We start from the raw sequence: 12,987 nt of genomic DNA on the forward strand, positions 1-12,987 counted from the left end.
ATGACTAAAAAATACTTTGGCACCGACGGTATCCGTGGTCGGGTCGGCGAATTCCCGATTACTCCCGATTTCATGCTCAAGCTGGGCTGGGCGGCGGGCATGGCGTTCCGCAGCATGGGCGCGTGCCGCATCCTGGTGGGCAAGGACACCCGCATCTCGGGGTACATGTTCGAGTCCGCGCTGGAGGCAGGCCTGTCCGCGGCGGGTGCCGACGTGATGTTGCTGGGGCCTATGCCTACGCCAGCGATCGCCTACCTGACGCGTACCTTTCACGCTGAAGCCGGTATCGTGATCAGCGCCTCGCACAATCCCCATGACGACAACGGCATCAAGTTCTTTTCGGGCCAGGGCACCAAGCTGCCGGACGAAATCGAGTTGATGATCGAAGAGCTGCTGGATGCGCCGATGACGGTGGTTGAGTCCAGCAAGCTGGGCAAGGTATCGCGTATCAATGACGCATCCGGCCGTTATATCGAGTTCTGCAAGAGCAGTGTGCCCAGCAGCACCAATTTCGCCGGCCTGAAAATTGTGGTCGATTGCGCACATGGTGCTACCTACAAAGTGGCACCCAGCGTATTCAAGGAATTGGGCGCGGACGTCACAGTGTTGTCGGCCCAGCCTAACGGTTTGAACATCAACGACAACTGCGGCTCCACGCACATGGAGCAGTTGCAGGCGGCCGTTCTCGCCGAGCATGCCGACCTGGGCATTGCCTTCGACGGTGACGGTGACCGTGTACTCATGGTGGATCACACCGGGGCTATCGTTGACGGTGATGATCTCTTGTTCATCATTGCCCGTGACCTGCACGAGCGTAACAAGCTGCAAGGTGGCGTCGTCGGTACGCTCATGAGCAACCTTGGGCTCGAGCTGGCCCTGGCCGACCTGGGTATTCCGTTCGTGCGCGCCAACGTCGGTGACCGCTATGTGATCGCTGAGCTGCTTGAGCGCAACTGGCTGGTGGGGGGGGAGAACTCCGGGCACGTTGTCTGCTTCCAGCACACCACCACCGGTGATGCGATCATCGCTGCGCTGCAGGTGCTGCTGTCGCTGCGTCGTCGCCAGGAGAGCCTGGCACAGGCGCGCCAGGCGTTGCGCAAGTGTCCTCAAGTGCTGCTCAACGTGCGTTTTGGCGGTGGCGAAAACCCGATCGAGCACCCGGCGGTCAAAGAGGCGTGCGAGCGCGTGACCCTTGCAATGGCGGGGCGTGGTCGCGTGTTGTTGCGCAAGTCCGGCACAGAGCCTCTGGTGCGTGTCATGGTCGAAGGTGACGACGAAACGCAGGTTCGCGGCCATGCTGAAGACCTGGCAAAACTGGTAACTGAAGTTTGCGCCTGAATTCGGCTTGCCAGTGATGATGTGGTTGGGTAACATCTGCGCCCACTTTGACCGACGGGGTACAGCATGCGTCGCACTATGGTAGCTGGTAACTGGAAGATGCACGGTACCCGCGCCAGTGTCGCTGAGCTGATCAATGGCCTTCGTCACCTGGCCTTGCCTGGCGGTGTCGATGTCGCGGTTTTCCCGCCTTTCCTGCATATCGGCCAAGTGGTTGATGGCTTGAAAGGTCAGTCGATTCAGGTCGGCGCGCAGAATTCTGCGGTGGAACCCGCCCAAGGTGCGTTGACCGGTGAGATTGCGCCGAGTCAGTTGGTTGATGCAGGTTGTGCCTATGTGCTTGTCGGGCACTCCGAGCGCCGCCAGTTGATGGGTGAAAGCGATCAGGTGCTCAATCGCAAGTTCGCAGCGGCACAGGCTTGTGGCTTGATCCCGGTATTGTGCATAGGGGAGACCCTGGAGCAGCGCGAATCGGGCAAGACGCTTGAAGTTGTCTCGCGTCAATTGGGCAGCATCATCGAAGAGCTGGGTGTCGGTGCATTTGCAAATGCGGTCATTGCTTACGAGCCGGTCTGGGCCATTGGCACCGGGCTGACTGCTACACCGCAACAGGCGCAGGATGTGCATGCAGCCATCCGCGCGCAGTTGGCGGCAGAGAATTCTGAAGTCGCACAAGGTGTGCGTCTTCTATACGGCGGCAGCGTGAAGGCGGCCAATGCGGTCGAACTGTTCGGCATGCCGGATATCGATGGGGGGCTCATTGGTGGAGCGTCCCTGAATGCAGATGAGTTCGGTGCGATCTGTCGCGCCGCGGGAAACTGAAAAAATGCTGGAAACAGTCGTAGTCGTTTTTCATCTGTTGGCTGCCCTGGGCGTAGTTGCCCTGGTTTTGTTGCAACAGGGTAAAGGTGCGGATGCTGGTGCGTCTTTCGGTGCAGGTGCTTCAAATACTGTATTCGGAAGCCAAGGTTCCTCTACCTTTCTTAGTAAGTTTACTGCTATACTTGCCGCCGGTTTCTTCATAACCAGCTTGGGGTTAGGTTACTTTGCTAAAGAGAAAGCTCATGTGCTGACTCAAGTAGGTCTCCCAAACCCAGCAGTGTTGGAAGTACCCAAAGCAAAACCGGCTTCTGATGATGTCCCGGTGCTTCAAGAGCAAAAGTCGGCTACTCCAGCGACTGACGTACCTCCAGCTCAAGAGCAGAAGTAAGAAGGTTGTAAGCGCTGTATTGCCGAGGTGGTGGAATTGGTAGACACGCAACCTTGAGGTGGTTGTGCCCATAGGGTGTAGGGGTTCGAGTCCCCTTCTCGGTACCAATTATCAGGAGAGCCCGCTGTTGCGGGCTTTCTTGTAGGTGGAAGGTTACATTGACCCTGTAAGGGATCGGTCGTATACTTCCGCCCCAGCTTTGTCGCGGGGTGGAGCAGTCTGGTAGCTCGTCGGGCTCATAACCCGAAGGTCGTCGGTTCAAATCCGGCCCCCGCAACCAGTTTTAGCGGAGCCCCTTTTAAGGGGCTTTTTGTTAGCTGGACACTTTCAACGCCGCTGTTCGACGGCGTTTCAAGGATGGGCGTTTCGCCCATTTTTTTATTTTGCACAGCATGCACATACATGCACGAGGGGGTTCAGGTGTCGAGCAAGCTAGAAGAGTTGCAGGCCTTGTTGGCCCCGGTGATCGTGGCCCTAGGCTATGAATGCTGGGGTATTGAGTTTTCGGCTCAAGGTCGCCACTCAATGTTGCGCGTTTATATCGATAAAGAGGGCGGTGTGCTGGTGGACGATTGCGCCATTGTCAGCCGCCAGATCAGCGGTGTACTGGATGTTGAAGATCCAATCGCCGTTGAATACACCCTCGAAGTTTCCTCGCCAGGCATGGAACGCCCACTGTTCACTATTGATCAGTTTGCAAAATTTGCCGGTGAACAAGTGAAGATCAAGCTGCGCTCTCCCTTCGAAGGGCGACGCAACTTTCAGGGCCTTCTGCGCGGTGTAGAAGAACAGGATGTCGTGGTGCAGGTAGAAGACCATGAGTTCCTGTTGCCGATCGATATGATCGACAAGGCCAACATTATTCCCAGTTTTGACTGAGACGCGGATCCCGCGGATCCAATGGCTTGCGAAAGGCGAGGCGTACGATGAGCAAAGAAGTACTGCTGGTTGTTGAGTCGGTATCCAATGAAAAGGGCGTACCGGCAAACGTGATTTTTGAAGCGCTGGAGCTGGCCCTGGCCACTGCGACCAAGAAGCGTTTTGAAGACGAAGTTGATCTGCGTGTGGAAATCAACCGCCACACCGGTGCCTATGAGACTTTCCGTCGCTGGACGGTCGTCGAAGAGGCCGATCTTGATGATCCGGCCATCGAAACCTGGCCGAGCAAGGTTGCGCAAACGCATCCTGGCGCCCAGGTCGGTGATGTCGTCGAAGAAAAGATCGAATCGATCGAGTTCGGCCGTATCGCTGCACAGACTGCCAAGCAGGTTATCGTGCAGAAGGTTCGCGAAGCCGAGCGCGCGCAAGTCGTTGACGCCTATCGCGAGCGCCTGGGTGAAATCATCTCCGGCACTGTGAAAAAAGTCACCCGCGACAACGTGATCGTTGACCTGGGCAACAACGCCGAAGCGTTGCTGGCCCGTGAAGACATCATCTCTCGCGAAACCTTCCGTGTCGGCGTGCGCCTGCGTGCGCTGCTCAAGGAAATCCGCACCGAGAACCGCGGCCCTCAGCTGATCCTGTCGCGTACCGCGCCGGAAATGCTGATCGAGCTGTTCCGTATCGAAGTGCCGGAAATCGCCGAAGGCCTGATCGAAGTCATGGCAGCGTCCCGCGACCCGGGTTCGCGCGCCAAGATCGCGGTCCGTTCCAAGGACAAACGCATCGACCCGCAAGGCGCTTGCATCGGTATGCGCGGTTCGCGCGTCCAGGCAGTGTCGGGCGAATTGGGCGGTGAGCGTGTGGACATCGTCCTGTGGGACGATAACCCGGCGCAGTTTGTGATCAACGCCATGTCGCCGGCTGAAGTGGCGGCAATTATCGTTGACGAAGATGCCCATGCAATGGACATCGCCGTTGGCGCAGACAATCTGGCTCAGGCCATTGGTCGTGGTGGTCAGAACGTGCGTCTGGCCAGCCAACTGACCGGTTGGACCCTGAACGTGATGACCGAATCGGACATCCAGGCTAAACAGCAAGCGGAAACCGGCGACATCCTGCGCAACTTTATCGAAGAGCTTGAAGTCGATGAAGAACTGGCGCAGGTGCTGGTGGACGAAGGCTTTACCAGCCTGGAAGAGATTGCCTACGTACCGGTGGAGGAGATGCTCAACATCGACGGCTTTGACGAGGATATCGTCAACGAGCTTCGCGCTCGGGCCAAGGATCGTTTGTTGACCAAAGCCATCGCTACTGAGGAAAAGCTGGCAGACGCCCATCCGGCCGAAGACCTGCTCTCGCTTGAGGGTATGGACAAGGATCTGGCGATGGAACTGGCGGTGCGCGGCGTAATTACCCGCGAAGACCTGGCCGAGCAGTCTATTGACGATCTGCTCGACATCGACGGCATTGACGATGATCGTGCCGGCAAGTTGATCATGGCCGCCCGAGCCCATTGGTTCGAGTAACTAGGCGCGGCCTGAGGAGAGAAGTGCATGACGCAAGTCACGGTGAAACAACTGGCCGATGAGGTCAAAACACCGGTAGAGCGCCTGTTGCAGCAGATGCGTGAGGCAGGTCTGCCGCACACCGCCGCCGACGAAGGTGTGAGCGACAGTGAGAAGCAGTCTTTGCTGACTCACTTGAAGAGCAGCCACAAGGCGAAAGTGGAAGAACCGCGCAAGATTACATTGCAGCGCAAAACCACCAGCACCCTGCGTGTTGCGGGTAGCAAGAGCATCAGCGTTGAAGTACGCAAGAAGAAAGTCTTCGTACAACGCAGCCCGGAAGAAATCGAAGCCGAGCGCAAGCGCGATCTGGAAGAACGTCGCGCAGTAGAAAATGCTGCACGTCAGAAGGCTGAAGAAGAAGCCAAGCGTCGCGCCGAAGAAGAAGCGCGTCGCCAGCCTGCTGCTGCGCAACCTGCTGGTACTGACGCGGTTGCCGCGCCTGGCGCGCCGGTAGAAGCTGTGCGTGAGGCCGCTCCGGTTGCCCCTGCACCAGCGCCGGCTGCTGACGCCCGCAAGCGCGACGAACCTCGTCGTCCGGACAAGCCGCGTGCTGACGATAACAATCGTCGCGGTGGCGGCGGTGATGGCGAGCGCAAAAACGCTCCGCATCGTGCTTCGGTCAAAGAGAAAGCGCCTGCGCCACGCGTTGCACCACGTACTACCGATGAAGAAAGCGACGGTTTCCGTCGTGGTGGTCGCGGCAAAGCCAAGCTGAAAAAGCGCAACGCCCACGGTTTCCAGAGCCCAACCGGCCCTGTCGTGCGTGATGTGCAGATCGGCGAGACCATCACCGTTGGCGATCTTGCCAACCAGATGTCGGTCAAGGCTGCTGAAATCATCAAGTTCATGTTCAAACTGGGTACTCCAGCGACCATCAACCAGGTGCTTGATCAGGAAACTGCTCAGCTGGTAGCCGAAGAACTGGGCCACAAAGTGACCCTGGTCAGCGACACCGCCCTGGAAGATTCCCTGGCCGAGTCCCTGAAGTTTGAAGGTGAGACGTTCTCCCGTGCGCCAGTTGTGACCGTAATGGGCCACGTTGACCATGGTAAGACGTCGCTGCTCGACTACATCCGTCGTGCCAAGGTAGCTGCTGGCGAAGCCGGCGGTATCACCCAGCACATCGGTGCGTACCACGTTGAAACCGAGCGCGGCATGGTCACCTTCCTCGACACCCCAGGTCACGCCGCGTTTACCGCGATGCGCGCCCGTGGTGCCAAGGCGACTGACATCGTGATCCTGGTGGTTGCAGCGGACGACGGCGTGATGCCGCAGACCATTGAAGCTGTCCAGCACGCCAAGGCTGCCGGTGTTCCACTGGTTGTTGCAGTGAACAAGATCGACAAGCCGGGCGCCGATCTTGATCGCATCCGTAGCGAACTGTCGGTTCACGGCGTGACTTCCGAAGAATGGGGCGGTGATACGCCGTTCGTTTCGGTCTCGGCGAAAGTCGGTACCGGTGTAGACGAACTGCTCGAAGCGGTCCTGCTGCAAGCCGAAGTACTTGAACTCAAGGCAACCCCATCGGCTCCAGGCCGCGGTGTTGTGGTTGAATCGCGTCTCGACAAAGGTCGTGGCCCGGTAGCAACCGTCCTGGTTCAAGACGGTACCCTGCGCCAAGGCGACATGGTACTGGTCGGTTCGAACTACGGCCGTGTACGTGCCATGCTCGACGAGAACGGCAAGCCAATCAAGGAAGCCGGTCCTTCCATCCCTGTCGAGATCCTCGGCCTGGACGGTACCCCGGACGCTGGCGACGAGATGAGCGTGGTTGCCGACGAGAAGAAAGCCCGTGAAGTGGCTCTGTTCCGTCAAGGCAAGTTCCGCGAAGTCAAACTGGCTCGTGCTCACGCAGGCAAGCTGGAAAACATCTTCGAAAACATGGGCCAGGCAGAGAAGAAGACGCTCAACATCGTCCTCAAATCCGATGTCCGTGGTTCCCTCGAAGCGTTGAACGGCGCCTTGAACGGCCTGGGTAACGACGAAGTGCAAGTGCGTGTTGTCGGTGGCGGTGTCGGTGGTATCACTGAATCCGACGCCAACCTGGCACTGGCTTCCAACGCTGTACTGTTCGGCTTCAACGTGCGTGCCGATGCTGGCGCTCGCAAGATCGTCGAGCAGGAAGGCCTGGACATGCGTTACTACAACGTCATCTACGACATCATCGAAGACGTCAAGAAGGCCCTTACCGGCATGCTTGGCAGCGACGTTCGGGAGAACATCCTGGGTGTGGCCGAGGTGCGTGACGTGTTCCGCTCGCCGAAATTCGGCGCGATCGCCGGTTGCATGGTTATCGAAGGTGTTGTGCACCGTAACCGTCCAATCCGTGTACTGCGTGAAGACATCGTTATCTTCGAAGGCGAGCTGGAATCCCTGCGCCGCTTCAAGGATGACGCTTCCGAGGTACGTGCCGGCATGGAATGCGGTATTGGCGTCAAGAGCTACAACGACGTCAAGCCTGGCGACAAGATCGAAGTCTACGAGAAGGTTCAGGTTGCTCGCAGCCTCTGACTCGCGCACTTCAGGAGCCACACGGCGTGTGGGCATGCAGATGCCCCGCGCGGTGTCCGGACTCTAAACGCAACGCCCGGTCTGGCTTTTGTCAGGCCGGGCGTTTGCCGCTTTCAGACCCCACGGGTTTCACCGTGTGGCAGTAACAGGTAACAAGACATGGCAAAAGAATACAGCCGTACCCAGCGTATCGGCGATCAGATGCAGCGCGAGTTGGCCCAACTGATCCGTCGCGAAGTCAAGGATCCACGTGTTGGCCTGGTCACCATCACCGCCGTTGAAGTGAGCCGTGACGTGGGTCACGCCAAAATCTTCATCACCGTGATGGGGCAGGACAACAGCGAAGAAATCGCCCAAAGCATCAAGGTGCTCAATGCTGCCGCGGGTTTCCTGCGCATGCAGTTGGCCCGTGAAATGAAGCTGCGCAGCGTGCCTCAGTTGCATTTCCACTACGACGAAAGCGTCGTACGCGGTGCGCACCTGTCGGCTTTGATCGAGCGCGCGGTGGCTGAAGACAGCCAGCACCCGTCGACACCTGAAGACGCCAAGGAGTAAGCGGTGGCTCAGGTCAAACGTATCCGTCGCAACGTCAGCGGCATCATTCTGCTCGACAAGCCCATTGGCTTTACCTCCAATGCCGCGTTGCAGAAGGTCCGCTGGCTGCTCAACGCCGAGAAGGCCGGGCACACCGGCAGCCTCGATCCACTGGCCACCGGCGTATTGCCGTTGTGCTTTGGCGAGGCCACCAAGTTCTCGCAATACCTGCTTGATTCCGACAAGGGTTACGAGACCCTGATGCAGTTGGGCAAGACCACCACCACGGCCGACGCTGAAGGCGATGTGCTGCAGGTGCGCGATGTGACCGTTGGTCGTGCCGATATTGAAGCTGCCTTGCCCGGTTTTCGTGGGCAAATCAGCCAGATACCGCCGATGTACTCGGCGCTCAAGCGTGATGGCCAACCTCTTTACAAGCTGGCGCGTGCGGGTGAAGTAGTGGAGCGCGAACCGCGTTCTGTTACTATTGCCCGGCTCGAATTGCTCGCCTGTGAAGGTGATACTGCCCGCCTGGCCGTCGACTGCAGCAAAGGCACCTATATCCGTACCCTGGTGGAAGATATCGGTGAAAAGCTCGGTTGCGGCGCGTACGTTGCAGAACTGCGACGCACCCAGGCCGGCCCTTTCAGCCTGGCCCAGACGGTCACGCTGGAAGAGTTGGAAGCGGTACACGCCGAAGGCGGCAACGAAGCGGTTGATCGCTTCCTGATGCCGTCGGACAGTGGTCTGCTGGATTGGCCATTGCTGCACTTTTCGGAGCACAGCGCGTTCTACTGGCTCAACGGCCAACCGGTACGCGCCCCGGATGCACCGAAGTTCGGTATGGTGCGGGTACAGGATCATAACGGTCGCTTTATCGGTATCGGTGAAGTGAGCGAAGACGGGCGCATCGCGCCACGTCGACTGATTCGGTCAGAATGACCGGAACCAGTTTGTGGTAAAAGCGTAGCGAGCGAAGGTAAGACAAGGAAAAAACAGGCGAGGAAGCGGAGTTAACTGCTGTTAATGAGCATTCCGAGCCTGTTTTTGACGCAGGATTACCGAGCGCAGTAGCTTTTACGCAAACTGGGACGAGTGTGGCTGTTAACAGGCATGGTCAACACTCATTTTTAGATACAGGGATTTGTCCCTGGCCTGTTGAAACTGCCCTTTGGGTGGTTTCCTGAAAAAAAGGATTGCCTCATGGCTCTCGACGTTCAAGAAAAAGCACAAATCGTAGCTGACTATCAGCAAGCTGTTGGTGACACTGGTTCGCCAGAAGTGCAAGTTGCACTGCTGACCCACAACATCAACAAGCTGCAGGGTCACTTCAAGGCCAACGGTAAAGATCACCACTCCCGTCGTGGTCTGATCCGCATGGTAAACCAGCGCCGTAAGCTGCTGGACTACCTGAAAGGCAAGGATCTGGGTCGTTATCAGGCTCTGATCGGTCGCCTGGGTCTGCGTCGCTAATCAGCGATTGCGCTAGAGGTTGGTTGTCTGCCGTGTGCCAGTGGGATTCCCGCTGGCCCATGGCAGGCTCCCAGCCTCAAGTTTTATCTGGATACACGTTTTACCCTGGACGAGGCTCGGGCCGATTCCCGACATTGCCCAAGAATTTCGCAAGAAAACAAGTTCCCCAAGAGCCACAAAGAAGGTAGGACACCGTGAACCCGGTTATCAAAAAATTCCAGTTCGGTCAGTCGACCGTTACCCTCGAGACAGGCCGTATCGCCCGTCAAGCCTCCGGCGCAGTGCTGGTTACCGTTGACGACGACGTGACCGTACTGGTGACCGTTGTTGGCGCCAAGACCGCTGACCCGAGCAAAGGCTTTTTCCCTCTGTCCGTTCACTACCAGGAAAAGACTTACGCTGCCGGTAAGATCCCTGGCGGTTTCTTCAAGCGCGAAGGCCGTCCTTCCGAGAAAGAAACCCTGACTTCCCGACTGATCGACCGTCCGATCCGTCCGCTGTTCCCAGAAGGCTTCATGAACGAAGTGCAGGTTGTCTGCACCGTCGTTTCCACCAGCAAGAAGACCGATCCGGACATCGCTGCGATGATCGGTACCTCGGCTGCCCTGGCTATCTCCGGCATTCCTTTTGATGGCCCGATCGGCGCTGCCCGCGTTGCTTTCCACGAAAGCACCGGCTACCTGCTGAACCCGACTTACGAGCAACAGAAAGCATCGAGCCTGGACATGGTCGTTGCCGGTACCTCGGAAGCCGTGTTGATGGTTGAATCGGAAGCCAAAGAGCTGACCGAAGACCAGATGCTGGGCGCCGTACTGTTCGCCCACGACGAGTTCCAGGTGGTGATCAACGCCGTCAAGGAACTGGCCGCTGAAGCTGCCAAGCCAACCTGGACCTGGGCTCCACAGCCTGAAGCCACCGAGTTGCTGGCCGCTATCCGCGCCGAGTTCGGCGACGCGATCTCCCAGGCCTACGCCATCACCGTCAAGGCCGACCGTTACGCGCGCCTGGGCGAGCTGAAGGATCAGGTCGTCGCCAAGCTGTCCGGTGAAGAAGGTCAGCCTTCTTCCAGCGAAGTCAAAGCGGCTTTCGGTGAAATCGAATACCGCACCGTTCGCGAAAACATCGTTAACGGAAAGCCACGTATCGACGGCCGCGACACTCGCACTGTGCGTCCGCTGAACATCGAAGTCGGCGTTCTGCCGAAGACTCACGGTTCGGCGCTGTTCACCCGTGGTGAAACCCAGGCACTGGTTGTCGCGACCCTGGGCACCGCCCGTGACGCACAGCTGCTGGACACCTTGGAAGGCGAGAAAAAAGACCCGTTCATGCTGCACTACAACTTCCCTCCGTTCTCGGTGGGCGAGTGTGGTCGCATGGGTGGCGCCGGTCGTCGTGAAATCGGTCACGGCCGTCTGGCCCGTCGTTCAATCGCCGCGATGCTGCCGGCCGCCGACGTGTTCCCGTACACCATCCGCGTGGTATCGGAAATCACTGAATCCAACGGTTCCAGCTCCATGGCTTCGGTCTGCGGTGCTTCCCTGGCGCTGATGGACGCCGGTGTGCCGATGAAGGCACCGGTTGCCGGTATCGCCATGGGCCTGGTTAAGGAAGGCGAGAAGTTCGCCATCCTGACCGACATCCTGGGTGACGAAGACCACCTTGGCGACATGGACTTCAAGGTAGCCGGTACCGCCAAGGGCGTTACCGCGCTGCAGATGGACATCAAGATCAAGGGCATCACCGAAGAGATCATGGAAATCGCTCTGGGCCAAGCCCTGGAAGCGCGCCTGAACATCCTCGGCCAGATGAACCAGATCATTGGTCAGTCGCGTACCGAGTTGTCGGAAAATGCTCCGACCATGATCGCGATGAAAATCGACACCGACAAAATCCGTGATGTCATCGGTAAAGGCGGCGCGACCATCCGTGCGATCTGCGAAGAAACCAAGGCTTCGATCGACATCGAAGACGACGGCTCGATCAAGATCTTCGGCGAGACCAAGGAAGCTGCAGAAGCTGCGCGTCAGCGCGTTCTGGGCATCACCGCCGAAGCCGAGATCGGCAAAATCTACGTCGGTAAGGTTGAGCGCATCGTCGACTTCGGCGCATTCGTGAACATCCTGCCGGGCAAGGACGGTCTGGTTCACATCTCGATGCTGAGCGATGCTCGCGTTGAGAAAGTGACCGACATTCTGAAAGAAGGCCAGGAAGTGGAAGTGCTGGTACTGGACGTGGACAACCGCGGCCGTATCAAGCTGTCCATCAAGGACGTAGCAGCAGCCAAGGCTTCGGGCGTTTAATTACTCCTTAGCTTTACGCTGAACAAGAGGACTCTTCGGAGTCCTTTTTTTATGGCTTCAGGAAAATGCCGAGAAATCAGATGCTTACTGAGCGGTAAAAAGCCGCAACTTGCATGCAGTGGTGCTTGGCATCATGCAAGTTGCACGATTCCGGGAATTTCGCATTTTCATAACGCATTGATTTATAAGGTTTTAATTGCGCGGCATGACTTGGCACATTGCCTGCAATATCCCTGTTAGCGCTGCAGTATCGAGGTTTAGGTACTGCGGTCTTTTAATAAAACAGGAGTTACTCGTATGAAGAAGTTCGCTCTCGCTACTGCTACCGCTCTGACTCTGGCCATGGGTGCTAACGTAGCCTTTGCTCAGACTTCCCAAGCCCCTATGACTCTGGCGGCCGGCGAAGCCACCCAGGCTAAGGAAAGCGTTTCGGATACTTGGATCACCACCAAAGTCAAAGCTGACCTGCTGACTGAGAAAGGCATCCCAGGTTCGGACATCAAGGTTGAAACCAACAAAGGCGTGGTTTCCCTGTCTTCCGACGTAGCCATCTCTAACTCGCAGAAAGCGACCGCTGTAGCCATCACCAAGAAAATCAAAGGTGTGACTGCTGTTTCCGCTGACGGCCTGCTGGCTGGCGGCGCTACCAAGGCTGACGGTATCGACAAAACCAAAAGCGCAGCCCATAACGCTGGCGAGGCGACCAGCGATACCTGGATCACCACTAAAGTAAAAGCTGACTTGGTTACCGAAAAAGGCATTCCTGGTACCGACATTAAAGTCGAAACCAACAAGGGTGTTGTCTCCCTGTCGTCCTCTACTGCCGTGACTGAAGCGCAGAAAGAAACCGCAGTAGCGATCACCAAGAAGATCAAAGGCGTTAAAGCTGTATCGGCCGACGGCCTGAAAGCAGAGTAACGCTCAACAGTTCGTCTGAACTAGAAGGCGGCGGCAACGAGTGAGTTAGATATCCACTCAATGCACCTCACAGGTTCATGCGACCGACCACACGGATGTGGTCATTACAGGCCCCGGCACTTGTGTCGGGGCCTGTCCTATTGTGGGCTTGAAATACAGACGCCAAGCGTACAAAGATCAAATGTGGGAGCGGGCTTGCTCGCGAAGGCGGCGTGTCAGTCGATACATCATCAACTGATACGCCGCCTTCGCG

11 protein-coding genes and 2 tRNA genes are annotated in these 12,987 nt (G+C 57.6%); all 13 read left to right on the forward strand.

Going from position 1 to position 12,987, the window contains the following annotated elements:
• The 13 genes from glmM (at nt 1) to H0Z09_RS13895 (ending at nt 12,734) form a co-directional block, all read left to right on the forward strand.
• Nucleotides 1–1,338: a phosphoglucosamine mutase gene (gene glmM / locus H0Z09_RS13835; protein WP_076952836.1), complete on the forward strand. Its 1,338-nt coding sequence runs from the start codon at nt 1–3 to the stop codon at nt 1,336–1,338.
• Nucleotides 1,339–1,404: 66 nt separating this feature from the next.
• On the forward strand, nt 1,405–2,160 hold the full coding sequence (tpiA, locus tag H0Z09_RS13840; protein WP_186691090.1) for a triose-phosphate isomerase: 756 nt from the start codon (nt 1,405–1,407) through the stop codon (nt 2,158–2,160).
• A 4-nt stretch (nt 2,161–2,164) separates the two neighbouring features.
• Nucleotides 2,165–2,548 (forward strand): preprotein translocase subunit SecG, encoded by a 384-nt coding sequence (gene secG, locus H0Z09_RS13845; protein ID WP_010206600.1) that lies wholly within the window; start codon nt 2,165–2,167, stop codon nt 2,546–2,548.
• Between the two features lie 21 nt (nt 2,549–2,569).
• Nucleotides 2,570–2,655: transfer RNA gene (locus H0Z09_RS13850), tRNA-Leu, on the forward strand.
• Between the two features lie 96 nt (nt 2,656–2,751).
• A tRNA-Met gene (locus H0Z09_RS13855) sits at nt 2,752–2,828 on the forward strand.
• 140 nt (nt 2,829–2,968) lie between these two features.
• The gene (rimP, locus tag H0Z09_RS13860) at nt 2,969–3,427 is read left to right on the forward strand and encodes a ribosome maturation factor RimP (protein WP_034117933.1); all 459 of its coding nucleotides are present in this window, start codon (nt 2,969–2,971) and stop codon (nt 3,425–3,427) included.
• A gap of 47 nt (nt 3,428–3,474) precedes the next feature.
• Complete coding sequence (nusA, locus tag H0Z09_RS13865) at nt 3,475–4,956, forward strand: transcription termination factor NusA (RefSeq protein WP_076952839.1); 1,482 nt, start codon at nt 3,475–3,477, stop codon at nt 4,954–4,956.
• Between the two features lie 27 nt (nt 4,957–4,983).
• Entirely contained in the window at nt 4,984–7,509 is a 2,526-nt protein-coding gene (infB, locus tag H0Z09_RS13870) for a translation initiation factor IF-2 (RefSeq protein ID WP_076952840.1), read from the forward strand.
• A gap of 159 nt (nt 7,510–7,668) precedes the next feature.
• Nucleotides 7,669–8,064: a 30S ribosome-binding factor RbfA gene (rbfA, locus tag H0Z09_RS13875; protein ID WP_065883945.1), complete on the forward strand. Its 396-nt coding sequence runs from the start codon at nt 7,669–7,671 to the stop codon at nt 8,062–8,064.
• A 3-nt stretch (nt 8,065–8,067) separates the two neighbouring features.
• Complete coding sequence (gene truB / locus H0Z09_RS13880; RefSeq protein WP_016976825.1) at nt 8,068–8,985, forward strand: tRNA pseudouridine(55) synthase TruB; 918 nt, start codon at nt 8,068–8,070, stop codon at nt 8,983–8,985.
• 261 nt (nt 8,986–9,246) lie between these two features.
• Nucleotides 9,247–9,516, forward strand: coding sequence for a 30S ribosomal protein S15 (gene rpsO, locus H0Z09_RS13885; protein ID WP_003176135.1), 270 nt, complete (start codon nt 9,247–9,249; stop codon nt 9,514–9,516).
• 194 nt (nt 9,517–9,710) lie between these two features.
• A complete protein-coding gene (gene pnp / locus H0Z09_RS13890; protein ID WP_076952842.1) occupies nt 9,711–11,816 on the forward strand; it encodes a polyribonucleotide nucleotidyltransferase in 2,106 nt (701 codons plus the stop codon).
• 297 nt (nt 11,817–12,113) lie between these two features.
• Nucleotides 12,114–12,734, forward strand: coding sequence for a BON domain-containing protein (locus tag H0Z09_RS13895; protein ID WP_186691091.1), 621 nt, complete (start codon nt 12,114–12,116; stop codon nt 12,732–12,734).
• Nucleotides 12,735–12,987: the final 253 nt, after the last annotated feature.

The organism is Pseudomonas sp. SWRI18 (assembly GCF_014268345.1).
GTDB lineage: Bacteria > Pseudomonadota > Gammaproteobacteria > Pseudomonadales > Pseudomonadaceae > Aquipseudomonas > Aquipseudomonas cedrina.

Excerpts from the sequence above, each read along its gene's own strand:
- H0Z09_RS13895 (WP_186691091.1), top strand. The coding sequence starts at position 12,114 with ATGAAGAAGTTCGCTCTCGCTACTGCTACCGCTCTGACTCTGGCCATG.
- glmM (WP_076952836.1), top strand. The coding sequence starts at position 1 with ATGACTAAAAAATACTTTGGCACCGACGGTATCCGTGGTCGGGTCGGC.
- infB (WP_076952840.1), top strand. The coding sequence starts at position 4,984 with ATGACGCAAGTCACGGTGAAACAACTGGCCGATGAGGTCAAAACACCG.
- rpsO (WP_003176135.1), top strand. The coding sequence starts at position 9,247 with ATGGCTCTCGACGTTCAAGAAAAAGCACAAATCGTAGCTGACTATCAG.
- rbfA (WP_065883945.1), top strand. The coding sequence starts at position 7,669 with ATGGCAAAAGAATACAGCCGTACCCAGCGTATCGGCGATCAGATGCAG.
- nusA (WP_076952839.1), top strand. The coding sequence starts at position 3,475 with ATGAGCAAAGAAGTACTGCTGGTTGTTGAGTCGGTATCCAATGAAAAG.
- secG (WP_010206600.1), top strand. The coding sequence starts at position 2,165 with ATGCTGGAAACAGTCGTAGTCGTTTTTCATCTGTTGGCTGCCCTGGGC.
- tpiA (WP_186691090.1), top strand. The coding sequence starts at position 1,405 with ATGCGTCGCACTATGGTAGCTGGTAACTGGAAGATGCACGGTACCCGC.